The organism is Corynebacterium tuberculostearicum (assembly GCF_013408445.1).
In the GTDB taxonomy this organism is placed as follows: domain Bacteria; phylum Actinomycetota; class Actinomycetes; order Mycobacteriales; family Mycobacteriaceae; genus Corynebacterium; species Corynebacterium tuberculostearicum.
The window spans coordinates 1,800,474-1,823,091 of record NZ_JACBZL010000001.1 but is presented as its reverse complement, the minus strand read 5'-3'; the positions used below and the strand labels follow the sequence as shown (position 1 = coordinate 1,823,091).

The following is a 22,618-nucleotide window of genomic DNA, read 5'->3' as shown; positions in this document are numbered from 1 at the left end:
TATGCTGGGTGAAAGCGAATTGATAAATCTGAGTTAAGGAGTGTTCCACCCCATGAACCCCACCACGCTGAACGTGGCCTTTAAGACCGCATCGAACCTGTGGAGCCAGTTCAATAACTACCGCGAGGAAAAGTCCCGCGAGGCCTACACCGCCCTGGAAGAGGCCGCACAGAAGATGGACGAGCGCGATAACGGCGCCTTCGCCGAGCCGCGCCGTCAGGCAGGCGCTGTTACCCGCGCCGCACACTCCCGCCTCGAGCGCGCCCTGGAGGAGTTCAACGACTACCGCGAAGACGCCACCGAGCGCCTGAACGACGCCAAGGAAGAGGCCACCAAGAAGGCTAAGAAGGCCCGCAAGCAGGCCAAGAAGGATTCTCAGAAGGCCCAGAAGAACCTCAAGAAGAAGTCCGCCAAGGTAGCCAAGAAGCAGAAGAAGAATAAGAAGTCCTCTAAGGGCTGGATCTTCGCCGGCATTATCGCCCTGCTGTCCGCTGCAGCCGGTGGTGTCTACTACTGGCTGCGCTCCAACGACAAGCCGTCCCAGACCCCGCCACGCGTGGATGATTTCCAGTCCGATTCCCACACCGCTCCGGAGTCCACCTTGGTCTACACCTCCACCAGCGAGAATGACACCCAGTCTGACCTCGTCGAGGAAGGCGCCGTACGCGATGAGGAGCTCCTCGGCTCCATCGATGAGCAGCTGGCCAAGCACCGCGAGGAAGAAGCAGCTCAGCCGGCCGATACCACCCGCGTTACCGATGACCACCAAAACGAGGGCAAGCACCGCCTGTAAACCGAGGAATAAATACGCTTACCACCCCGCGGTGGGGGTATGCGTAGCGTTGTCTAGATCTCATCGCTTTGCCTAAACAAAAATCTCTTGATTGAATTCCCACATTAGGGATCTTTCTACAAGGAGATGAACAATGAGCTTTGAGACCCTTACCGTCAAGCTCAAAGACGGCGCAACGTACTACTTCCCGGCGGGTGCGGTGTCCAAAGACCCTTCCTCTCGCGTGGATAACCTGCGCTTCGCCATCGATAACGGAACCACCTTCCACTCCGTAGACGAGGCCGGTATCGAGCGCGAGTTTAACGGTCACGACGTTCGCAATTACCACCTAGCCTAAGCGCGAGCAGAATCCCTTCCCCGCAGACCACTGGACTGTGCGGAGGGGATTTTCGCACGCGCACCCCGCGCTGCACCACTGGCGTCTATCGTGGATCTTATGGAACTTCGCGCGACCCAAGAATCTGACCGCACCTATCTCGCCCGCCTCAACTTTCTTACCGATACTTTCGGTGACGAGCACGGCGAGCTTTCCCCCGACTTCGCCGATGATTTTGCCTTCTACGTGGAAAATTGGGATCCCAACCAGGGCGGCTTTATTGCCTGGGAGGAGCTCGTCCCGGCTGGCGGCGTGTGGCTCAACTGGGGTACGGAGGACAATCACGGCTTTGGCTTTGTCGAGCCCGCCATTCCGGAGCTCGCCATCGCGGTCGAGGCCCGCTATAAGGGCCAGGGCATTGCCACCGCGCTTATCGACGCCGCCATTTCCCTCGCCCACACCCTGCGCGCCCCCGGCATCTCGCTAGCCGTCCACCCCGATAATCCCCGCGCCAAGGGTCTCTATGAGCACCTCGGATTCGAGCACGTGGGCAGCCACGAGGATCACTTTGTGATGGTCAAGCGCTTCTAAAGCGAACGCAGGCGGGCGTGGGTGACGTAAATCGGCTCGTTATCCACGGCCGTCTTAAATTCCTCGGTCAGGCCAGCCATAACTGCCTCACGCGCCTCTTCGCGGGTGCCGTGAAAGCTCATGACCTCGCCATCCACTGCGGCCTCGCCACGTTTGCGCACCACAACGTATTCCGCGCCCTCCGGCGCCGCAACTTCCTTGTCTGCGGAGGTAAAGGGATCACTGTAGCGAGCATTGGCGGTCATGGTTGGTCTCCTGGTGGTATCGCGGGACAGTAATGATTCCCCATTCACTGTACTGAAAGTTTCTCCCCCGCGACCTTGCACACTTCCGCCATCCCCCCTTCCGCCGATCACGATTTTCGTCCATATAAACCGGCACAACTGTCGACGGAAACCACGGTTTGTATGGACGAAAGTTGCGATCGCAGCCAATTCGACCCCTGAACCCCACCACGTAGAAAAAGTCCGGCCCCTCCAAAGAGGAAGCCAGACTACATGCTGTGGAGCATAGGAGAATCGAACTCCTGACCTTCTGCTTGCAAAGCAGATGCTCTACCAATTGAGCTAATGCCCCAGTGCCTAGATACCTTACTACCGCAGCCGAAGTAACTACAAACCGTTCCCAACCTGAACCACTTAAATCACTTTGGCCACTTTAGGCATGTCCTATCACTTCCGTAACGCGCAGGCGCTAGGGTCATGGGCACATCGTGTCCACTTTCCCTCACCCTTAGGAAAACCATGCGTCGCATTCTCACCTCCGCCCTCACCGTGCTCGTCGCCGCTGCCGTTCCAGCGGCCGCTAACGCACAGTTGCCGCAGATTCCACAGCTGCCTGTGTCCTCCAGCTCGAATTTCCAAGACGAAATCAACCATCGCATCGAAGACGCCCGCGCACAGGTCGAGGACATCACCTCCAAGGCCTTCCCGCAGAAAGCTCCTAAGCAGAAGGCGCCCACCTCGGCCCAGGAGAAGAAGACAGAGCCGCGCAACAGTGGTGGCGTCGACTGCGCCAATTGCGTAGCTATCACCTACGACGACGGCCCAGGTGCCGAGACTAACCGCCTGCTGGACAAACTCAAGGCCAAGAACGCGCACGCAAGCTTCATGGTGCTAGCCCCCAACGCAGAACAACATCCTGAGCTACTCAAGCGCATGAAGGCCGAGGGCCACACCATTGGCAACCACACCAAGACCCACCGCCAGCTCAACACCCTGTCTTATGACCAGGTATCCCAGGAAATCGATGCCGGCAATGCCGCTATCAAAAAAGCCACCGGCCAGAGCACGCGCTGGGTACGCCCGCCCTACGGCGCTACCAACGCCACCGTGGATCAGGTAACCCGCGATAAGGGTGTCTCCCAAGCGCTGTGGGACGTCGACACCGTGGATTGGAAAGACCGCAACTCTGAGCACGTCTGTTCCTCGGCCGTGCAAGGTGCCCGCGCCGGTTCCATTGTTTTGATGCACGATATCCACCCCACCACCGTGGACGCCGCCGATTGCGTCATCGACGGCCTGCGCGCCAAAGGCCTCGAGCCAGTGAGCCTAGATCGCCTCCTGCGTACCCCCGCGGCAGGTAAGCGCTACTACGCTCGTGGTTAATGATTGATTTTGCCCTGACTGCCGACGCCGTCGCTCCCCAACTCCTCGGCTGCACCCTCACCCATGCCGGAGTGAGCATCCGCCTTACAGAGGTCGAGGCTTACCTAGGCGCCGAGGACTCCGCGGCACACACCTTCAATGGCAAGACCCCGCGTAATGCGGCCATGTTCGGTCCGCCGGGCAGGTTCTACGTCTATATCTCTTACGGTATCCACCGCAACGTCAATATCGTCTGCGCCCCTGAAGGCACTGGCCAGGGCTGTCTGCTGCGTGGCGGTGAAATCATCGAGGGCGCCGACACCGCCTTCGCCCGCCGTGGCACCTCTGATTTTCATAACCTCGCCCGCGGGCCAGGAAACCTCGGCAAGGCCTTAGGCTTCACGCTGGAAGATAACCACCAACCCATTCACATTGTCGAGCGAACCACCGAACCAGAATGGGTGTGCGGACCGCGTATCGGTATCTCCAAAAACAAGGAAGCGGCCCTACGGTTTTGGATCCCCTTCGATAAAACCGTCTCGGGCCGCCGCGGCTATCCCAAGAAATAGCCCTGCTAGTTCCGCTAGCTAATAGCGCCCGCCGTAGCGCTCATCATTCTCAATGGCCTTAATGATCCGCTGATTAATCTGCAGCACCTGGCGGATCTGCGTGCGGGTCAGGTTATCCATTACGGACCTTCGCGCCTGCTTAGCGTGCCCAGGCGCAGTCTCTACTACCTTGTCCCAACCGCTATCCGTCAGCTGTGCCATGGTGGTGCGGCCGTCAGTTGGGCACGGCTGGCGCACGACCCACCCCTGCTTTTCTAGGCGCGTAACAACCTGGCTCAAGCGGGACAAAGATCCGTTGGCGGTAATCGCCAAATCACGCATACGCATCTCGCGATTTTCCGCCTCAGATAGCCGCGAGAGCACTGTGTATTCAAAAAAGCTCAAACCTGCGTCATCGCGCAGCTGAGCATCCAAAATATTGGTCAAGCGAATATTTACGCTCATTAGAGACATAAATGATGCCAGTTCTTCATCATTTAGCCAGTAGTCATCGCGCTCAGTCATGGAATTTATTCTATCAACATGGCTTTAATTCTAAAGTGACTCGTCACTGTCCTAAACGCCAAGGCCTTAATGCCCAGAGGACGGATCGATCGGCCGCCGCCCTCTCGGCAGCTTTTCCACCACCAAACGATAGGAATCCGTGACTAACTCCTCTATCAGCTGTTGGTGCAGCTCTGCGTGTGGATAGACGGAAACCCAGTGCTTCTTATTCATGTGGTAGCCCGGCGCAATGAACGGGTATTGCTGCTGTAGCGCTTGGCAATCCTCCGGCTCGGCTTTAATGATCATTTGCTGTTGACCTGTCACCGCGGTCAACAACAAGAAAACCTTGCCGCGTACTTTGAATACTTCCCAGTCGGGCCCGAAAGGATGCTGTACCTGCGAGCCGAGCATCTCTTCGGCGCGCTGCCGCGCAACCTTGTAGATGCCGCTCCCGTCCAACATCGCCCCCCATTTCGTTGTTAGCAGTTCCACCTCAGGGCACCGAAGATTCATAGCCTGTCCACCCGATTGGGCGGGCTATGTTTATTTCCGTTCCCTCCGTCTGAAAGGACAGTGGAACTAGTCGCTGGCTTCGGTATGGCTTATTCCCGCCCCTGTCTGAAAATGATCCGGGGGTGATGCCGCCGAAGACAGTGACATACTCAAACAGCTCAATAGGAACCTGACCCAGCCCAGGTGGTACGAGGTCTCACAGTAATGTAGATGCCAGTACTAAGTATGTCCGACAACCCCAGCGATGAAGCTCAAATAGTCCAACTTCTAAGTCATCGCTAGGAGGCATACACCCATGGCCTATGACTTCGTCATTGGCGTAGACGTCGGCAAATACTTCCACCACGCCTGCGTCCTCGATCCCCAAGGCAGGCAAGTCCTGTCCAAACGCATCAATCAGCATGAAGGCTCGCTACGCAAGCTCTTCGGCCAATTCCTCGCCGACAACGCCTCGGTCCTTGTCATTGTCGATCAGCCCAACAACATCGGCCGATTAACCGTCGCAGTCGCCCAACACATGGGGGCAGACGATCGCTCAACAAAAATTAAAGAACGCCCTATGGCAATCGTCTTTTGCATCGATCAGATTCCACGAGCGTTCCCGGCAACTCTATGAACAAAAACGCAAAGAAGGCAAAAGACACAACGCCGCAGTCGTCGCACTCGCACGCCGACGCCTCAACGTCCTCTTCGCCATGATGCGAAACGGCGAGCACTACCGAGACATCCCCACAATCCAGAAGGCCGCAGCAGCCTAAAGCCACCAGACCCCCATCCAAGCCGATTGCACAGCAAGCCCAATCGGCTCCTCAAGGTACCCAAAACAACATCTACGAGACGAAGCAGAAGCCGTTCACACCCCCAAACAAGCCCACCCACGGAGTTGACAACCTATATAGGAACACCCCCGACGAGGTGACGAGAATCCCCTCGTCGCTGTCGGACGGCGGTTTCCCGACCGGTGGCCCGGCCACCGGCAAACCTCACCCGCGGCCGCCCGGGCCCTGTCCATGGCCAAGCCCGGTCTGGTGCCCCCGGCGCCAACGACTTCCGGTGCCGCCCCGGGACGGTGAATTGCCCGTCATCCTCATTCCCGGGACCGGGTCGTCGAACAGCTCATCGGTACCGGGCCTCGAACCACGGGCCCCGGGCGCACAGCGCAGCCGATCGCTTTGACGTCCACCCCGAGATGCGCCACGGATACTCCCGAAACGCCGGCAAAACGAACGCGCTTGCCTGGGAACAGCAGATCTCCGGTTCCATGCTGCTGAATGAGCTGACCATCGGCGACATCACTCGACCGGGCGTTCGGTACACCTTCCTGGGCACGCGGCACGACAATGCCGTGCTCCCCCACTAAAACTCCTTCGTGCGGGAACCCGGCGTCACCAACATCACCGTCCAAGACGTGTGCCCCGCCCACCGCACCGAGCACTACGGCTTCAATTACGACCCTGTCGCCCAGGGCATCGTCGAGGACCCGCTGACCGGGATGGCGTGGCGGGACCACTGCACCGGTACCGGACCGGAGCGATAGTCCTCGACGGACGAGGATCAGGCGCCCGGGGAGCCTCCCGTCCGGCACGTCCACGACTCGGCGTAGCGGCCGCCCTTCGCCAGCAATTCATCGTGCGTGCCCCGTTCTGCGACCGTCCCGTCCTCCGAAAGCACGACGATGAGGTCGGCATCGCGGACGGTGTGCAGGCGATGGGCGACGACGATCACGGTGTGATCGCCGCGCAACGCTTCCATCGTGCCGACAATCGCCCGCTCAGTGGCCGCATCCAGCGAGGACGTCGGCTCGTCGAAAAGCACCACCGGGGAATCCTTCAGAAGCGCCCGGGCGATGGCGACGCGCTGCCGCTCGCCTCCCGACAGCAGCGTCCCCTCCTCCCCCACCGGGTTATCCCACCCGGAAGGCAGCAGCTCCACGATGCGGTCCACCCCGGATCGCCGGGCGGCCTCGCGCAAGCGGTCTCCGTCGCCGGGCCCGGAACCGAATCCGGGGTCGGCGAAGACCACGTTGTCCCGCACGGACGCGTCGAAGAGGAACGTCTCCTGGAACACCGGGGTCACCAGCGAGTTCACGCCGTCGGTGCCGATCCGAGGCAAGGGCACCCCGCCAATGAGGATCTCCCCCGAGTCCGGATCATGAAACCGCGACAGCAGCCGCATGACCGTCGTCTTGCCCGCCCCCGAAGGTCCCACTATGGCGACCAGCGCTCCCTGAGGCGCACGGAAGCTGACGCCGTCGAGGACCTTCTTCTCCCCGTACCCGAAGCTCACGCCGCGGAACTCCACGTCATGCCCGTCGGGCAGCTCCGGTGCGGCAGGCTCGGGAAGGACGGGGATCGCCCGCAGCTCACGCAGCGCAGCCAACGTGTTGCGGCCCGCGCCGAAACCGCCGGACAACGCTCCCGCCGTGGTGATCGGTCCGGTGAACTGGACGACCACAATGAGCATCGGCGCCAAATGCGCCGGTGACATCCCGCCCGTCGCGGCGACCGCCACGGCGACGACCACCGCCGCCGTGAACACCGCATGGACGACCGAGCCCAACCGTCCGATGGCCGCGCCTTGCGTCGACGTCGCCTTCGCGAACGCATCGTGTTGGGCCTGGATCGCCTCATCCACCATCGCGTCCGCCGCCGAACCGTCGCCCGCGGCGCGAATCACCTGCTGGCCGCGGGTGAACTCGATCAGCCTGCCGGAGACGGCAGCGACGGCGTCAGCATGCGCTTCGTCCGACTCCCCGCCGACCCGGCCAATGGCCCGGTAGGCGAAGAAGAGCACCGGCGCCGACGCGACGAGAACCAACCCGACGCGCCAATCCATCGCCAGAATTCCGAGAGCGATGACGGTCGGCGTAACCACAGCGGCGATGACGGGCCGCAGGATCACGTGCGGCACGGACGCCGCGAACGCCATGCCCGAAGACGCCATCTCCGAAAAGCGGCCGGCCGTGGACTTGGTGACGTACCCGAGTGGCAACGTCAGCACGCGTTCGCCCAGGGAACGCAGCAGGGACGACAGCACCGCTGCGGAATTCGCCCTGCCGACCGTCCCCGCGGCGAGGGACAGCACCGCATGGGCGGCCGCGAGGCCGGCGATGACGCCGGTGAAACGCCACGCCGTCGCATCATCTCCCTCGGCCAGAGCCGACAGCAGCGGCAGCAGCGCGACGAACGCCGCTCCCTGTGCCAGCGCGGCAAGCGCGGCCAACGCAATGAGCCACGCCAGCGTCATCTTCGAGTGCCGATCCGTCATCGACCACAAGTCCCGGATCATCGGTTCCCTGCCTTTTCATCGTCTGCTTCAGTGCCCCGCGGGGCGGATGGTTCGTCGTCGAGGGCGAACGCGCGCCACAGATCCCGGTAGCGGCCACCGCGCGCAAGCAACTCGTCGTGGGTGCCCGCCTCCGCGACCGCTCCCCCATCGAGAACGAGGATGCGGTCAGCGTTGCGGATCGTGCTCAATCTGTGCGCAATCACGATCACCGTCCGCGAACGAGCCAAACGCTCGATTGCGGACTGAATGAGGGCCTCGGAAGCCGGATCCGCGTAAGCGGTTGCCTCGTCGAAGATGAGCACCGGCGCGTCCGTGACAATCGACCTCGCGATGGCCACGCGCTGCGCCTCACCACCGGAAAAGGTTACGTCGACGTTGACCACCGAATCCAGGCCCTTCGGCAGCGCCGCGATGACCGTATCGAGGTTCGCGAGCTTCGCGGCCGCCATGATTTCGCCGTCGGTGGCGTCTCTCCTGGCCAGCCGGATGTTCTCCCGCAAGGGCAGCGTGAGCAACTGCGGATCCTGGAACACCACCGACACCGAACGGTGCACGTCGCGCACGGCGATGTCGCGAAGATCGTCGCCGCCCAGCAGCACCGAGCCTTCGACAGGGTCGTGGAAACGCGCCAACAGCCGGGCGACGGTGGACTTTCCGGAACCGGAGGGTCCCACCAGCGCCGTGAGGGCCCCCGATTCGAACGTCGCGGACATCCCGTCGAGGACCCGCGGCCCATCCCCGTAGGAGAAGACCAGGTTCCGGACCTCGAGCGCGCCTCCGTGCACGGGCACCGGCTCGGCGGACTCGGTGATCGGCGGCGTGCCCAGCACCTCCGCGATGGACTTCAGGGCGGCGATCCCCGCGATGATGGGTTCGGAGTTCATAGCCACCCTCACGATCGCCGCGGAGAGTCCAAGGCCGAGAACCAGCCCGGCGACGAGACCCTCCGGTTTGCCGCCCGCGGTGTCCCTCAAAGCGAGGCCGGCGCCGCACACCACTGCGAGGACCGTGATCGGGGACGTCACCACGTCGATGAGCCCGAGATAGATGTTCGACTGCCGGGACCAGGCGGACCACGCGCGGACGAACGACGACGCCGCGGCATCGTAGCGGCCCGCGCCCTGGCTGGCGCGTCCGAAGGACTTCATCACCGGGATGCCGCGCACCAACTCGATGACCGCAGCCGTCACTTTTTCAGAGGCTCGCTCGTAGTCGCGCTGAAGACCGGCTCCGCGCGAAATCATCACGCCCATCAGGGCGAAGGTGACCAGCACCGGGACGACCGCCACCGCCGCGATCCGCCAATCGACCGCGACGAGCGCGATGAGGGAAAGCAGGGGAACCAGCACCGCCACCACGGTCTCGCCGACGGTGTGGCCCATGAGCTGGTGGACAGCCGCGACGTCCTTCTCAACCGACCCGATGATCCCCGACGAGCGCCGGGCGTCCAGCCAACCCAGCGGCAGCTTCCGGATATGGGCAACCAACCGGCGCCGGAGGTAGAGCTGCAGGTCGTTATCCGCCCGGTGCGAGAGCATGCCGGCGGCGCCGTCCGCAGCCATTCGCACCGTCGCGGCGACGACGATGACAACCACGGCCAACCACGTCCGATGCACCGGGGCCTCCGGGTACGTCATCGCGATGTCGATGATGCCGACCAGCGAAGCGACGGTAGCCACCGACGACAGGACGGACAACGCGACCACCGCACGCATCCGGGTCCGGATCGGGGCGAGCAGCGACCACGGGCCGACGGTCCCGTCCACGGCGCTCACTTCCCCGCCTCCCCGATCGCGCTTTTCTTCGCGAGAGTGCAGAAATACACCGTGCCGGCGCGTGAGGCTCCGTCCAGCTTCAGCCCGTTGGCTTCGGCGAGGTCCTCGAGCTCGCTGCCCCGGAACACCCGGTGGCCCATCTTCGCCATGACGGCCATGTCGACCCGCTCGTTCACGTCGGGATCCTCGACGAACGTCTGCACGTAAGCGATGCCGCCGTCGGCGAGCAGCCCGGAGACCCTGCCGAGCGCGGCTCCCGCATCCTTCATTTGGTGGAGCGCGCCACACACCCAGATTTCACAGGCCCCGCCGGGCTCTCCCGCGAGCGGCGTGAGGATGTCGGCAACGTGGAATTCCGTCCGGGCCCCGAGCCCGTCGGCGGCGGCGCGTTCGCGGGCGATGCGGATCGCATTGGGCGACAGGTCGTAGCCGACGATGTTCGCCCTGCGATAGCGAGACTCAGCGGCGAGCGTGCGGGCGAGCCACCCGGTTCCGCAACCGAGGTCGAGGACCCGGGCCGGCGCATCCGGCCCGGGATCCAGCGCACGGAGCTTCCGGTACACGGCGGCGGCGTCCATCGGTTCGCGCGCATAGCGGCTTAGGAACCTCGGCTGGACCTTGTCCTCGTAGGCCGCGAGGAGCCTGCGGTTGTTCTGGACGATCTGGGCGATCGACTTCATCTGGTTCTGTCTCCGGGTGTGTGGGCCGCGTCCACGCGGCGGTTTCGGGTTAGATGCTCGGATTCGCGGGCCGTCATGCAGACTCCCCCGGCCTCGTTTTCACGGCGATGCCCCACGCCGCGAGCACGGCGATACCAAAGAACCAGGCCGCGCAGACCACCAGACCCGCAGCCCCGGTACCGTTGACGGCCTCGCCGGCCGCAGATACGGGGGTGTGCCCGGCGATTCCGCGCAGGAGGGGACGGAAGTGGTCGGCGGGCATGAGCACCGTGTTGACGAACATCGCAACGATTATCAACGGGATAAGGGCCACGGATCCCTGGGGGCTGGTGATGGAGAACGCGATGTACGTGCCGGTGCATGCGGCCGCCGCGGCAACCATCGCGCCGGTCACCGTGATCCTCCACCACCAGGACACCTCCAGGGGGCCGTCGGAAAGCAAGGCGGCCACCGCCGCGACGACGATCGTCATCGCCATGATCCGGATGAACTCGGCGATTATCCGTGCGGTCGGCACGGCCGCGTACGGTGCCGGCATTGTGATCAACCGCTCGTGGAGGCCATTGCTGCGTTCAACGAACACGGTGGACGATCCCGTGATGGCCAAGATGAACGCCCACGCCGTTACGACAAGGATGACCGCGTTCCGGAGTTCGAACTCTCCGGTGAGCTGCCTGACCAGGCTACCGAACATGCGGTTGACGATGAACAGGTACACGAGCGGAGCAATGAACGTCATGAACCAGAAGTCAGGGCGCCGCAGCCAAGTGTGGACGATGCGCCGCAGATGCACGAAAATGGCGTCGATCATGATTCGCTCCTCGAGGTGAACAGGCGGATGAACAGGACGATTCCGACGACCGTCGCGACACCGAGCCACAGGGCGGCCTCTTCCCCGGCGTGATTCGGGAAGGCGCCCGGGGACGCCGCCCTGATCACCTCGATCACCGGCGAAAAAGGCATGTGGCGCACGATGTCGCGCAGGGAGCCGTCCACAGCGGTCGTCGGAATGAACGCGGTGGAGAACATGAGCAGCAGCATTTCCAGCGCCTGGATCGATGAGGCCGTCGACACCGGAGCGGGCACCATCAGGATCACCCCGTCCGTGACCAGGGACAGGACCGCGGCAGCGAGCAGTGACCACAGGACTGTCCACGCGACGTCACCGAGAGCCATGTCGAGGCCACAGGCCCACGCGACGATCAGCAGCGCCGCGATCGACGCGGACATCCGCAGCACATCGGTGGCGAGCCTGCCGGCGACATAGCCGCCCGTGGCCCCGGGCAACACGCGCACACGGTCGACGAGCCCGGATTCGACGTCCTGTCCCACCGCCATCGCCGACGCCGCGGCGGTGAACATCGCCGCCTGGAACAGGCAGCCGCCGAGCACGAAACGCAGGTACCCGAAGCCGGATTGCCCTGCTGAGTACCCAAACACCGCGTACAGGCACAGCAGGAAGAGGGGAGGAACGACGAACATGGAGATCAGCGACGCGGTGTTGCGTCGCAACAGCAGCAGATCCCGACGGAGGAACGCCGCGACCGACGTCGCACTCATCGCGCCGCACCCCCCGCGTTCATCGATATGAACACCTCGTTAAGGGTGGGCGGCGACACGCTCAGCGAATCCGGCAACGCTTCCGAGGCCTCCATCGCCCGCGCCACCGCCTCGAGGACCTGCGGTCCGGGGTCGACGTCGAGGGACACCATCTTCCCCGCGACGCGGGCGCGGTCCAGACACGCTCCCCTTAGGCAGCGGGCGAATGCCTCCGCCCCGGCGGCGGTGGCGAAGGACACGCGGAGCACGTGCGACCCGAAGTCGCGACGCAATTCCTCCGGCGTTCCGCTGGCGACGATGCGGCGGTCCTTGAGCAGATGGACGTGGTCTGCCAGCGCCTCCGCCTCTTCCAGGTACTGGGTGGTCAGCACCAGGGTCATTCCGTCGTCCCGCAGTTGCCGGATGAAGCCCCACAACTCTTCGCGGCTGACCGGGTCCAGCCCCGTCGTGGGTTCGTCGAGGAACAGCAACCTGGGCACGACGCACAGCGACGCGGCGATGTCGAGGCGGCGCCGCATGCCACCCGAATAGGCCGACGCCAACGTCGAGGCACTGTCCGCGAGCGAGAATTGCGCGAGCAGTTCCGTCGCGCGGGCGGCCGCGTCGGCGCGGTCGAGTCCGCGCAGACGCCCGAAGAACTCCAGGTTCTCCCGGCCGGTGAGGTTCTCGTCGATCGCCGCGAATTGGCCGGTGGTGGCAATGTCGGCGCGCACGCCCGCCGGATCCTCTTTCACATCGCGCGAGAAGATGCTCACCTCGCCGGAGTCTGCGGTGATGAGCGTCGACAGGATTCGGATGAGGGTGGTCTTGCCTGCGCCGTTGTGGCCGAGGAACGACACGATCGACCCGGCGGGCACGGTGAAACTCACGCCGTCGAGCACATGCTTGCGCATCCGGGCGCCGCGCTTTCCCTTGCGCCCGCCGTCCGGCGGAGCACCTGCCCCGCCTTCGGGCGCGGTGCCGGCTTTGCCCGCAATCGGGTAGCTCTTCGTGAGGTCGCGGACGACGATCGCCGCACCCCGTTCAGCTTGATCCGTCATCGTTTCTCCTTTTCTTTAGTGTCGCATTGGGCCGCTGCCGGCAGTGGCCCCGTGGTCGGGTTGTCATGCGGCGTTTCGATATGGATGCCCGCATCGCGGGCGAAGGCGAGGACCGGTTCGAGGAGCCGGGGGTGGCCGACGAGATCCCGGCACCCCGGCGCGACCGGCTTCCCCGCGACCGACGCAACGGTGGCGGCGGCAATGGCCGCGGTCATTTTGTAGGAACCCGGGCCAGTCGCCCGGACGACGGTTGTCTCGGCCGCCGACCCCGCATCGCCCGCGCCGGCGGAGGACAGTGCGACGACCAGCTCGGCGGGTTGCGGAGTGCCCTTCGCCCGCGCCTTCCGCGACGTCACGGCCGCCCCGAGACGGGCGAGCAGACCGGAGACGACGGGCATCGCGTACAGTCTCGACGTGCGGATCTTCTCCACCGACTCATCGGGGAGAGCATCGAAGGCGACGTGGTAGGAATATCCGAGGATCGAGGGGCACACCTCGCGTACGACGTCGATGTCCGGGCATTCGTAGCCGATTCCGCTTTGCGACGACACCAGGTTGCGCCGCACTTCGACGATGGCGCCGCCGAGCATCGCGCGGTATCCGCCGCGAATGGTCCGGAACATCGACTCGACCGACGCGGCCCCGGATTCCTGGTCGGCGCCAATTCGCAGATCGACCCGCACATCGCGGACCTCTTCGGCCCCCGCAGCGCGGGCCCCGAGCATCAACAGGGCCGTCGACAAGCCCGGGCACAGGCCGAACCCGGTGAGCACGGGAACCCCCTCCCGCCGAGCATCCCCGTCGAGGGCCATGATTGCGCGGCGGGCGTCGATCGAATCGTTGACGTCGATGTACCCGGTGCCTGAGTCGATGCAAGCACGGGCGAGTGAGTCTGCATGCACCTCGAACGGGCCGGTGCAGTTGACCACCCAATCGTGTTTGCGGAAGACCCTGCAGATCTCGTTGTGGCCGGCGGCGATCCTCAGCGGGAAGTGCCGCCCCGGGCCATCGTCCGGTTTCTGCCGGGAAGTGTAGGCCAGCTCAATCCCGTCGACGACGCCGAGCATCCCCCGGACGAGCCGTCCGGTGACGCCGGTACCTCCGGCCACCAGCACTTTCACGGGTTCGCCCCCGTCGCGGTCCCGTGCTTCCCCGCCGTTTCGTCGGTCAGTCACTTTCTATCTCCTTTCCCCGGTCCCGCGACCGGTCGATTCCATCGGACGACGGGTCCACTGCCCTGTCATCCGTTTCCGGTGCCCGGCGCCGGCGTTCGATGTACTCCCCGATGAGAGCCCCAGTCAGCGCGGCATCCTCTCCGAGGACGAACGAATAGTGGTTTCCCGCGACGCCGACAACGCAGAGGTCATTGACGAGGTGGTCCCGCCACTGGTCGTGGTTGTGGGCCTCGCCGTCATCGGGGAGAACGAACAACGCCTCCCTCACCCGCCCCTCGGGCCGGTACCGGGTGCGGGCATCGATGAGCGAGCGCAGCGAGTTAAACTCCGTAGCCGTCACCCGGTCGCCGGAAAGCCCAAGGTCCTCCAGGAGCGTCGGTGCGACCGCCGCGGCCAGGGCACGCAGGCGGGCCCCCCGTTCCCCGTCGGTCTCGTCGACCCCGTCGAACTCCGCCCAGAGGCGGGAAACCGGCGTTCCGTGCGGGAGATTGGCGATCGAGGGCACCACCCGGGACAGCAGTCCCTTTTCGGATTCCGCGTCGAAATCCCCGACGTCGACCGCGATCCCCGGAGCCAGGCTGTCGAGAAATACCAGCGCGGGATCGAGATCGGCCAAACGGAGCACCATCTCGGCTGCGATGGTGCCGCCGAGGCTCCATCCGACGATCGCCGGGGCGGCACCGTCGACGAGCACCTCGCGGACCCGGCCCGAGTAGTGGGCCGCGATGTCGCCGATGCCGGTAGCGTGGGGGAATGGTCTCTCGAACTCCGCGAAGCCGACACCCCACACCTGCCCGCCACCGGGGATCGCGAGTGCCAGGTCTCGGTAGATGTCGACGGTGCCGAATCCGCCGTGGACGAGGAAGATCGGGCGCGCCTCATCGCCGCTGCGCAATAGGACCAGCGAACGGTCCGCGGCCGACGCGCCGGGGTCATCCGCGTCCCGCCGGTCGGTCGGCGTGGCCGTCGACTGGTCGACGAGCTCGGCCACGCCACGTGGCGTCGGCTTGGCCAGCGCTTCCGCGAGCGGCACCGACGCCCCGGTGATGTCCTGAATCCGCTGCATTAGCTTCACGAATCCCAGGGAGTCGTAGCCGAGGAGGAACAGGTCGTCGTCCGCGCCGGCTTCGGCGCCGCCGAGATCGGCCCGGACCATCCCGGTGATGACCGTCAGGTATCCGCGAGCTCGGCCCAACAGGTCCCCGGATGCGATCCTCGAGATCGCGCCCGATCTGTCGCGCTCCGCCGATGACGCGCCCGAGACGCCGTCGTCGATCGCCCCACCGCCGGAAGAAGTGCCCCCGACCGCCAGGCGCAGGTGCCGAACCTGGCCGACGCTCAGCGGCGCCGCTTCGGGGCAGCCCCCGGCGAAGCCCGACACCGACCTGATGTAGTGGTCGAAGATGTCCTCCACCAGTTCCGGTTTCAGAATCTGCTCGACGAAATCCCAGGCGACGTTGATACGCCCGTCGACCTCCATCACCTGGTTGTCCAACAGCACCTGCGGGGTCTGGGAGATGGCGTAATCGACGTCTCCCAGGACGTGGGCATCCCTGCCCGAGCCATCGCCTGCCGCGGAACCCTCGCCGAACAGCAACGAGGTGTACACGAACGGCGCTACGGCCTGTCCGACAGGCAGACCCCGGTGGCGCGCGATGGCACCGAGCAACGACACCCCGGAGTACCCGGCCGCCATGTGCCCGAGCAGCCGGTCGCGCAGTTCCGCCGTCCACCAACGGAGATCATGGTCGGCGGCCGCTTTCACCGGCATCAGAATCACGCCGGTGAAATCACCGAAGACGCCGGCGACGTCGGCGATTTCGGGATCACGATTGTACGTGGTGATGTTGATGCCGACCGAATCCCCCCTCGACCACAGCGACAGGCTCGTCGCATAGCAGGCGAGAAGCAGTGCGGACACGCTGCCGTCGGCGGCGCTGGCCCGTTCCCGCAACAGTGCGGTTTCCGCAGCGGTGAATGTGTACGTCAGGCGACGCATCCGCGGCACATCCACGTCCGCGGCCGCACCGCTTGATGGAAGGGTGTTGCCGGGCGGGAATTCCTCGACCACCGTCCGAGTCAACGTCTCTTCGCCCCGCCCGACCGCCGAAGCTTCCCGGCGCTTCATCTCCAAGACGTACGTGCGGTAGTCGCCAGTGACGGGGGGAAGCTCCATTCCCCGGTACAGCTTGTCCAGGTCGTCGATGAAAATCCGCTGGCTCGCCCCGTCTCCGATGATCATATCCACGCTGAAGAACAGGCGGTGCCGCCCGTCCGGGAGCGCGAACGCCGACAGATGGAACAAGGGCCAGCTGCCCAGATCGAATACCTGGTGGCTCAGCTCATCGCGCTTGCGCCGCACCGCCTCGACCACGGTCGCCTCATCGGCGGCCCGGTAGTCGGCGACGTCAATGCGGTAGCGCGGAACCTCCGGCAGGATCCGCTGCGTGGCTTGTGCGGTGAACACGACGCGCAACATCGGATGCCTGCGGATTAGATTGTCGAGGGCTTCCTCCAGGCGGTCGATGTCGATACCTGGTTCTGTGACGGATTCGATGTAGTAGTGCTCGGTGACGCCGCCCAGCTCGAACCCGGAGTTCCGGCCAACGTAGTAGGCCTTCTGCATGTCGGTCAGGGGGAACGGCGCGTGGGGGTCGTCCCCGAATTGTTCCACCGGATCCTTCCCGTGGGCACTCGCGGAACATTCTCGGGCGCCTCCTGCGGCTGAACCGGCACCGACGGCACAATCGGGGGAAGACATTGCCTCGGCGACGTCTTCAGACTCGGCCCTGGACTCCCGCATGGCTTCCGAGACAAGGCCGGCGATGTGCGCGATGGTCGGGTCGGCGATGACGTCGCGGAAACGGAGCCGGACTCCCGTCTTCTGCCGGATCGCGCGCATCATAACCTGGAATTGCAAGGAATCGCCGCCGCGGTGGAAGAAAGACTCTCCCGCGCCACACGTCGGATCCGCGGCACCCGTCGACGGGGCTTCCCCGAGGATCTCGTCGAAGACTCCGGACACCAACTCGATCGCCCCGGGGTCGGCGACGGAACCAGGCGCGCCCACGGCTCCGGCCCCCACCCCGGCGGCCTCGCTATCGGCCGTTGCCCCGCCGCCCGCGGCGCCGACGTGCCTACGAATTTCCTCCTGATCCAGTTTCCCGTTGACGGTAACGGGCAGGTGCGCCACCGGCAGCAGGACCGTCGGTACCATGTACGCTGGCAAGCAGCGGGCAAGCTCGGCCCGGACGGCATCCCGCGAGCCGGTCATGTCGTCCGCCGGAACGTAGAGGCACGCCAGGAGTCCCCGATCGCCCGATTCGACGACCGCCGCCATCGACGCGGTCACCAGGCCGGACCGCTCGAGGACCGATTCGATTTCTCCAAGTTCGACGCGGAAGCCCGCGATTTTCACCTGACGATCGCGGCGGCCGAGAAATTCCACAAAACCCTCCGCATTGAACATGCCCACGTCTCCGGTCCGGTAGCAGCGCCCGATACCTGGGACATGCCCGAAGGCGGCAGCGGTCCGCTCCGGATCGGCCGCGTACCCCTGCGCGACGCCGAGACCGCTGATGTGGATTTCCCCCGGCACGCCAACGGGGCAATGCACCCCGTCGGGCGCGAGCACGTGGATGCCCTGGTTCGCCAGCGGGTACCCGTAGGGAATGCGGTTTTCCAGGCTGTCGCGTTGCAGCGGGCAGTGGATGGACCAAATGCTTCCTTCGGTCGCACCGCCGAGGCTATTGATCGACGCGTTCGGGAACATGGCCATGGCGCGTGCCGGAAGCCCCGCTGCGATGCGATCGCCGCTGAGCAATACGGTGCGCACATCCGGGAACACGTCGTCGTCCGCCGCCCGGACCAGGGCGAGCTCCAACAGGGCGGGCGCGGAGTTCCACAGCGTGACCCGCTCTTCCCGCAAGACGTCGAGGATTTCATCGGCGTCGCGTTCGTCTCCGACCATCGTCACCGTCGCGCCTGCCGCGAACGCACCGAACACGTCGTAGACCGACAGGTCGAATCCCAGCGACGACAATCCGATGATGCGATCGGCGGAGGTGACTCCATACCGCCGGTTCACGTCGAGGATGGTGTTGACGCAGTTGCGATGACTGATCCGCACACCCTTTGGACGGCCCGTGGTCCCCGAGGTGAAGATGACGTAGGCAAGGTCGTCAGGGGCAGTGCCGGGCGAAGAGTGCGCACCCGCGCTGCCCGCGCGGTCGCAGACTTCCGCGGCTGCGGGCTTGCCGACGCCCGCCACTCCGCTTTGGTCCAGTTCATCGATCATGCCGGTGTCCAGAATCGGGCCCGCCGCACCTGAGGCTTCCACGACGTATTCTTGTCGCTGGGTCGGCATGCCCGCGTCGACAGGCACGAATGCGGCTCCCGCACGCAATACGCCGACCATGTTGACGATGTCGTCGGGATGCTTGGTGTAGCGCACGATCACCGCATCCCCCGCCTCGACGCCGGAATCCGAGAGTTGGCGGGCGATGCGTCCGGCCCGGGCCCAGACCTCGGCGTAGGTGTACGAGATGCCCCGGGCAGCGAGGCGCACGGCCGGTGCGTCCGGAGTCGCCGCGCATGCGGATTCGACAAGCGAAACCAGGGTGTCATCGTGGATCGGTCCCGCAGCGTCGTTGTAGCGGGCGACGGCCCCCTCCGTCTCCGCATGACGGATGGGCAGAGCCTCTCCACCCTCCGCCACCACGTCCAGGGCCTCCGCAACGGCCCCGAACATCGCATCTACCGCAGGGAAGTAATCGTCGACCACGTCCCACGACAACGCCATCCCGCCCGATGCCGGCATCACCTGAATGTCGAGGCACACCTGCGCGGTTTGCGTGTAGACGCGTTCGATGACCGGGCTGCGCCCGCTTCCCCGCTCGCCGCCGAGGTAGCTGGTGAACACCACTGGAGCAGTGGCCTGGGACTGATTGGCCGCGTCCCGAAGGAATCGCTGTAGCACCTCCACACCGGAAACGCCGCGGTGGGACAGCCCTTCGCGGATGTCCAGGTCGATCACCTCCGCCAACCCGTCGATGGTCGCGGCTCTCCCGGCGTCGACGCCGACGAGCATCGATGAAGTGAAATCTCCCATCACCCTCGTGCCCGCAGCGAGGCCGCTGCGTTCGCTGACAGTCACATTGACCGTCAACGCGGATTCGGGCAGCCACCTGCAGACGACGGCGGCGTTGACGGCCATCACCAGCGACGACAGGGTAACTCCAATGCGGCGGGCACGTTCGCCGAGCTTGGCGGTGACCTCCGCGTCAAGCACCGTGCCCAAGCGCCGGGTCGACCAATCGTCGCCACCCTCCACGGCCGCCGGGAACTCCGGGCGCCGCGGCAGATCTGCGGCCTTCTTCTCCCAATAGGCGAGGTCCTCGGGCCGTTTCCCGTCGCGCCGGCGCGCGGAGATTGCCGCCACAGCATCCCCATATCTGGAAGCCGGAGCCGGCGACTCCCCGGCCAGCAGGGATTCGAGCTCGTCGAAGAACAGGTACACCGAACCCGCATCCATGACGATCATGTTGAAGTAGATGAACATCCTGCACCCGCCCGCATCTGCGAGCAGCCTCGCGGCGACCATGGGACCATCCTCGTTCGACGATCGCGCCGCGGTTCGCATGTCCCGACGGATCTCCCCCACCGCCGCGTCGACATCGTCGCCGGACCCGACTACCTCGACGGTGGCGAGGCACGCGCCGGTCGGGCTCAAGACCCCGGCATCGACGTCGAGCCGATGGAACAGCACGTCGTGACGCCCGAAGACCGCCTGCACGGCCTCCTCCACCTGCGGCAACGGATGGTCGTGCCGGGATTCCGCGTAGATGTACGTCGCTTGGCCGCCAAGCTCGATGTCCTCGTCCGCGCCGAGCAGATAGGCGGTCTGGATCGGATTGAGCGGGACCGCATCCGCGGGATCGGCCCCATTTTTGCCGGCCCCGCCGTCATCCGACTCATCCGTCGCCGCAGCGGGGTCGGCAGCGGCGCATGCGGCAGATCCGGCATCAGCGCCACCCCGGGCCGCGTCGATGGTGGCCGCCAAATCAGCGACCGTGGCCCCGGGGTCCATCGCCGCGTAATCGATGCTGACCCCGTACTCATCCTCCAGCGCCAGCAGCATCTGGAGGAAAGTCAGGGAGTTCGGGATGTGGTCGCGGAGTTTCACGTCCGCCGAATCCAGGTGCACGCCGATGGCGTCGGCGATGGACTCCGACAGCCGTTCGGGGGCGACTCGGGCCCCGGTGCGGGTTCCTCCCACGGCGGTAGATGCGGCGGCCGGCGCGATCGTTTCATTGGTCATGGTCATCGCCTCAGAGCAGAGCCTCGAGCTTGCGGCGGAGCTTCTTGCCGTTAGACGCGACGGGCAGCTCGTCGACCCACAGAACCCGGGAAGCGGGCACCCCGGCGACGCGCATCAGCTCGGTCATCGCGGAACGGGCCACCGCCTGTTCATCGATCGGAGTTTCATCCGCGTCCGATTGCCCGACACCGGTCGCACCGTCGGCCGCACGATCGGTCGGGGTCTGCCTGGCCAGGAACACGGCGATCTCCTCTTCGCCCGTGGCTGGGTTGCTCCGGCCGAGAACGGCGACATCGCGGTCAAGCACATTCTCCAGCACGGCTTCCAAATCGGCCGAATAGTAGTTCCGGCCGTTGACGAAGATGATGTCCTTCTTCCGGCCGAGGACGAACAACTCGCCGTCGCGGAGAATGCCCATGTCCCCCGTGGCGAACGCCCCGTCATCGGTAAGCTCGTGCTCCACGATCCCCTCTGCCGTGATCGCGGCGCGGGTCATCGGAGCGCCGGCGATGTGGATTTCACCGACGGTGCCGTCGCCGAGGACCCCGCCCCCGTCACCGCGGATGGTCAACGAGATCCCCGGGACGGCCTTGCCCAAGGCGACGAACTCAGCTCCAGACTCGCTCTCGATGTCCTCGAAACGCTGCCCCATGGTGATGCCCTTCCGGTCAAGCCGCACCGTGGACAGACCCGAGTAGATGTCCCGGGTCGTGACCAGCAGGCAAGCTTCAGACATTCCGTAGGCGGAGGTCAGGGCATCCTCCCGGAGGCCCAGGGCGGACATCGCCGCGAGGAACTTCCGGGCCAATGGAGCGTCGATGGGTTCAGAACCGCTCATCAGCTTCTGGACGTTGGAGAAGTCATAACCGTGGTCGGGCCCGAGGGGCCGGCGCTCGAGATGGCGCAGGAAGTGCTTGAACGCGAAGTTCGGGCACACGGTCACCGTCGGCCGGTGCCTGGTCACGGCCTCGAACCAACTCCGGGGATCGGCGATCACCTCGGAAACCGGCAGCAACACCTGGTCGTACCCACGGAAAAGGGCGTAGACGTGGAAGCCGATCAGCGAAAGGTTGTGGGTCAAAGGCAGCCACGTGAGCATCTTGTTCTCGTACCGGTGCGCGTGGCGTGGGATCGTCGCGCGCAGACCGTTCAGCACGGACTCGTTGGTTACGATGACGCCCTTCGGCGATCCCGTGGAACCGGACGAAAACTGGATAAGGGCTTCGCCGCCCGTCCCACCCCGCACCGGGAACACGGGGACCGCGCCGGCGCCCTCCCCGGAATCCACGTCCCCCGGCTGAGAGAAGTCCGATTCAGCATCACCCGGCATCGCCGCCCCCGGTTCCGCGGCGGCGTCATTGACTATGGACACGTCGAGCAGCCGGTCCTCGTCCACGACTACGGCACCGTTTGCGCCGGTGAGCAGCGTGTGACTGCGTTCATCGACCAGGATCGGGGCCCCGGGCATCATGTCCAAGAGCGTCCGCACCCTGTCGACGTCAGCCGGGCCCGACACCGGCGGCGCAAGCGCCGGAACCGCGCCGACGTAGACGCAGCCCCAGAACGCCCGGATGAGCCCGCGGTTCTCCGAAACCTGGAAGATTATGCGGTCGTCGGGGCCGATGCCGGCTTCGGCCAACCGAGTCGCAACCGCCACCGCCTCCGCATGGACCCGGCCGTACGGGACGAAGACGTCCCGCCGGTTCTCGACGAAGGTGATCCCCTTCTTCGTCTCATCGGCCTTGTCCCGAAGCACGTCGCTGATGGTCCGGATCGTGTTCACTGGTACCTCTTTCGGTTGTCGGCGCCATGCAGGTGCCGGGCGGACCGGGCCCGCATGGCGTGACCCGGAGGGTGTGTCTGAAGGGTTGAAGGGGTGAAGCAACTGGGTGGGGCGCGTCTCCGCACAGGCTCGGAAACGCTCGCG

18 protein-coding genes, 1 tRNA gene and 1 pseudogene are annotated in these 22,618 nt (G+C 65.1%); 7 read left to right on the top strand and 13 right to left on the bottom strand.

Going from position 1 to position 22,618, the window contains the following annotated elements:
* The first annotated feature begins 52 nt into the window (after positions 1-52).
* The 3 genes from BJ985_RS08505 (at position 53) to BJ985_RS08495 (ending at position 1,700) form a co-directional block, all read left to right on the top strand.
* Positions 53-793 carry a hypothetical protein gene (locus BJ985_RS08505; RefSeq protein WP_005326241.1) on the top strand — a complete coding sequence of 247 codons (741 nt, stop codon included), beginning with the start codon at positions 53-55 and terminating at the stop codon, positions 791-793.
* A gap of 133 nt (positions 794-926) precedes the next feature.
* Positions 927-1,130 carry a hypothetical protein gene (locus tag BJ985_RS08500; RefSeq protein WP_005329698.1) on the top strand — a complete coding sequence of 68 codons (204 nt, stop codon included), beginning with the start codon at positions 927-929 and terminating at the stop codon, positions 1,128-1,130.
* Between the two features lie 99 nt (positions 1,131-1,229).
* The gene (locus tag BJ985_RS08495) at positions 1,230-1,700 is read left to right on the top strand and encodes a GNAT family N-acetyltransferase (protein WP_179387195.1); all 471 of its coding nucleotides are present in this window, start codon (positions 1,230-1,232) and stop codon (positions 1,698-1,700) included.
* Here the strand turns inward: BJ985_RS08495 and BJ985_RS08490 are convergent.
* Positions 1,697-1,945, bottom strand: a complete 249-nt coding sequence (locus BJ985_RS08490; RefSeq protein WP_179387194.1) for a hypothetical protein — start codon at positions 1,943-1,945, stop codon at positions 1,697-1,699. The two genes, BJ985_RS08495 and BJ985_RS08490, sit on opposite strands and share 4 nt — an antisense overlap.
* 258 nt (positions 1,946-2,203) lie before the next feature.
* Positions 2,204-2,276, bottom strand: a tRNA-Ala gene (locus BJ985_RS08485).
* A gap of 167 nt (positions 2,277-2,443) precedes the next feature.
* Here BJ985_RS08485 and BJ985_RS08480 point away from each other — a divergent pair.
* Both BJ985_RS08480 and BJ985_RS08475 read left to right on the top strand, forming a co-directional pair.
* Entirely contained in the window at positions 2,444-3,307 is an 864-nt protein-coding gene (locus BJ985_RS08480) for a polysaccharide deacetylase family protein (protein WP_179387193.1), read from the top strand.
* Positions 3,307-3,855 carry a DNA-3-methyladenine glycosylase gene (locus BJ985_RS08475; RefSeq protein WP_179387192.1) on the top strand — a complete coding sequence of 183 codons (549 nt, stop codon included), beginning with the start codon at positions 3,307-3,309 and terminating at the stop codon, positions 3,853-3,855. Before BJ985_RS08480 ends, BJ985_RS08475 begins: the two co-directional genes overlap by 1 nt.
* Before the next feature lie 18 nt (positions 3,856-3,873).
* Here the strand turns inward: BJ985_RS08475 and BJ985_RS08470 are convergent, their stop codons facing one another.
* Positions 3,874-4,359 (bottom strand): MarR family winged helix-turn-helix transcriptional regulator, encoded by a 486-nt coding sequence (locus BJ985_RS08470; protein ID WP_179387191.1) that lies wholly within the window; start codon positions 4,357-4,359, stop codon positions 3,874-3,876.
* Between the two features lie 66 nt (positions 4,360-4,425).
* The gene (locus BJ985_RS08465; RefSeq protein ID WP_236587138.1) at positions 4,426-4,833 is read right to left on the bottom strand and encodes an MmcQ/YjbR family DNA-binding protein; all 408 of its coding nucleotides are present in this window, start codon (positions 4,831-4,833) and stop codon (positions 4,426-4,428) included.
* A gap of 316 nt (positions 4,834-5,149) precedes the next feature.
* On the opposite strand from BJ985_RS08465, the pseudogene BJ985_RS08460 reads away from it, so the two are divergent.
* A pseudogene (locus tag BJ985_RS08460) lies at positions 5,150-5,612 on the top strand (IS110 family transposase).
* A gap of 431 nt (positions 5,613-6,043) precedes the next feature.
* A complete protein-coding gene (locus BJ985_RS08455; RefSeq protein ID WP_154762578.1) occupies positions 6,044-6,214 on the top strand; it encodes a hypothetical protein in 171 nt (56 codons plus the stop codon).
* Positions 6,215-6,408: 194 nt separating this feature from the next.
* On the opposite strand, the gene BJ985_RS08450 is transcribed toward BJ985_RS08455, so the two are convergent.
* From BJ985_RS08450 to BJ985_RS08410, 9 genes are all read right to left on the bottom strand, one after another.
* Positions 6,409-8,142 (bottom strand): ABC transporter ATP-binding protein, encoded by a 1,734-nt coding sequence (locus BJ985_RS08450; protein ID WP_179387190.1) that lies wholly within the window; start codon positions 8,140-8,142, stop codon positions 6,409-6,411.
* Positions 8,139-9,917: an ABC transporter ATP-binding protein gene (locus BJ985_RS08445; RefSeq protein WP_179387189.1), complete on the bottom strand. Its 1,779-nt coding sequence runs from the start codon at positions 9,915-9,917 to the stop codon at positions 8,139-8,141. The genes BJ985_RS08450 and BJ985_RS08445 overlap by 4 nt, the downstream gene beginning before the upstream one ends.
* Complete coding sequence (locus BJ985_RS08440) at positions 9,914-10,597, bottom strand: class I SAM-dependent methyltransferase (protein ID WP_179387188.1); 684 nt, start codon at positions 10,595-10,597, stop codon at positions 9,914-9,916. The genes BJ985_RS08445 and BJ985_RS08440 overlap by 4 nt, the downstream gene beginning before the upstream one ends.
* A gap of 73 nt (positions 10,598-10,670) precedes the next feature.
* A complete protein-coding gene (locus BJ985_RS08435; protein WP_005325972.1) occupies positions 10,671-11,408 on the bottom strand; it encodes an ABC transporter permease in 738 nt (245 codons plus the stop codon).
* Positions 11,405-12,157: an ABC transporter permease gene (locus tag BJ985_RS08430; RefSeq protein WP_005325973.1), complete on the bottom strand. Its 753-nt coding sequence runs from the start codon at positions 12,155-12,157 to the stop codon at positions 11,405-11,407. The genes BJ985_RS08435 and BJ985_RS08430 overlap by 4 nt, the downstream gene beginning before the upstream one ends.
* Entirely contained in the window at positions 12,154-13,197 is a 1,044-nt protein-coding gene (locus BJ985_RS08425; protein WP_086589202.1) for an ABC transporter ATP-binding protein, read from the bottom strand. The genes BJ985_RS08430 and BJ985_RS08425 overlap by 4 nt, the downstream gene beginning before the upstream one ends.
* Positions 13,194-14,372, bottom strand: a complete 1,179-nt coding sequence (locus BJ985_RS11775; RefSeq protein WP_179387187.1) for a saccharopine dehydrogenase family protein — start codon at positions 14,370-14,372, stop codon at positions 13,194-13,196. Before BJ985_RS11775 ends, BJ985_RS08425 begins: the two co-directional genes overlap by 4 nt.
* Positions 14,365-20,691, bottom strand: a complete 6,327-nt coding sequence (locus BJ985_RS08415; RefSeq protein WP_179387186.1) for a non-ribosomal peptide synthetase — start codon at positions 20,689-20,691, stop codon at positions 14,365-14,367. Before BJ985_RS08415 ends, BJ985_RS11775 begins: the two co-directional genes overlap by 8 nt.
* A gap of 10 nt (positions 20,692-20,701) precedes the next feature.
* Positions 20,702-22,474: an AMP-binding protein gene (locus BJ985_RS08410; protein ID WP_179387185.1), complete on the bottom strand. Its 1,773-nt coding sequence runs from the start codon at positions 22,472-22,474 to the stop codon at positions 20,702-20,704.
* Positions 22,475-22,618 lie beyond the last annotated feature (144 nt).

Coding starts and splice junctions, on each gene's coding strand:
- BJ985_RS08415 (WP_179387186.1), bottom strand. CDS start 20,691: ATGACCAATGAAACGATCGCGCCGGCCGCCGCATCTACCGCCGTGGGA.
- BJ985_RS08480 (WP_179387193.1), top strand. CDS start 2,444: ATGCGTCGCATTCTCACCTCCGCCCTCACCGTGCTCGTCGCCGCTGCC.
- BJ985_RS08490 (WP_179387194.1), bottom strand. CDS start 1,945: ATGACCGCCAATGCTCGCTACAGTGATCCCTTTACCTCCGCAGACAAG.
- BJ985_RS08425 (WP_086589202.1), bottom strand. CDS start 13,197: ATGACGGATCAAGCTGAACGGGGTGCGGCGATCGTCGTCCGCGACCTC.
- BJ985_RS08455 (WP_154762578.1), top strand. CDS start 6,044: ATGCGCCACGGATACTCCCGAAACGCCGGCAAAACGAACGCGCTTGCC.
- BJ985_RS08430 (WP_005325973.1), bottom strand. CDS start 12,157: ATGAGTGCGACGTCGGTCGCGGCGTTCCTCCGTCGGGATCTGCTGCTG.
- BJ985_RS08505 (WP_005326241.1), top strand. CDS start 53: ATGAACCCCACCACGCTGAACGTGGCCTTTAAGACCGCATCGAACCTG.
- BJ985_RS08435 (WP_005325972.1), bottom strand. CDS start 11,408: ATGATCGACGCCATTTTCGTGCATCTGCGGCGCATCGTCCACACTTGG.
- BJ985_RS08500 (WP_005329698.1), top strand. CDS start 927: ATGAGCTTTGAGACCCTTACCGTCAAGCTCAAAGACGGCGCAACGTAC.
- BJ985_RS08470 (WP_179387191.1), bottom strand. CDS start 4,359: ATGACTGAGCGCGATGACTACTGGCTAAATGATGAAGAACTGGCATCA.
- BJ985_RS08495 (WP_179387195.1), top strand. CDS start 1,230: ATGGAACTTCGCGCGACCCAAGAATCTGACCGCACCTATCTCGCCCGC.
- BJ985_RS08475 (WP_179387192.1), top strand. CDS start 3,307: ATGATTGATTTTGCCCTGACTGCCGACGCCGTCGCTCCCCAACTCCTC.
- BJ985_RS08450 (WP_179387190.1), bottom strand. CDS start 8,142: ATGATCCGGGACTTGTGGTCGATGACGGATCGGCACTCGAAGATGACG.
- BJ985_RS08440 (WP_179387188.1), bottom strand. CDS start 10,597: ATGAAGTCGATCGCCCAGATCGTCCAGAACAACCGCAGGCTCCTCGCG.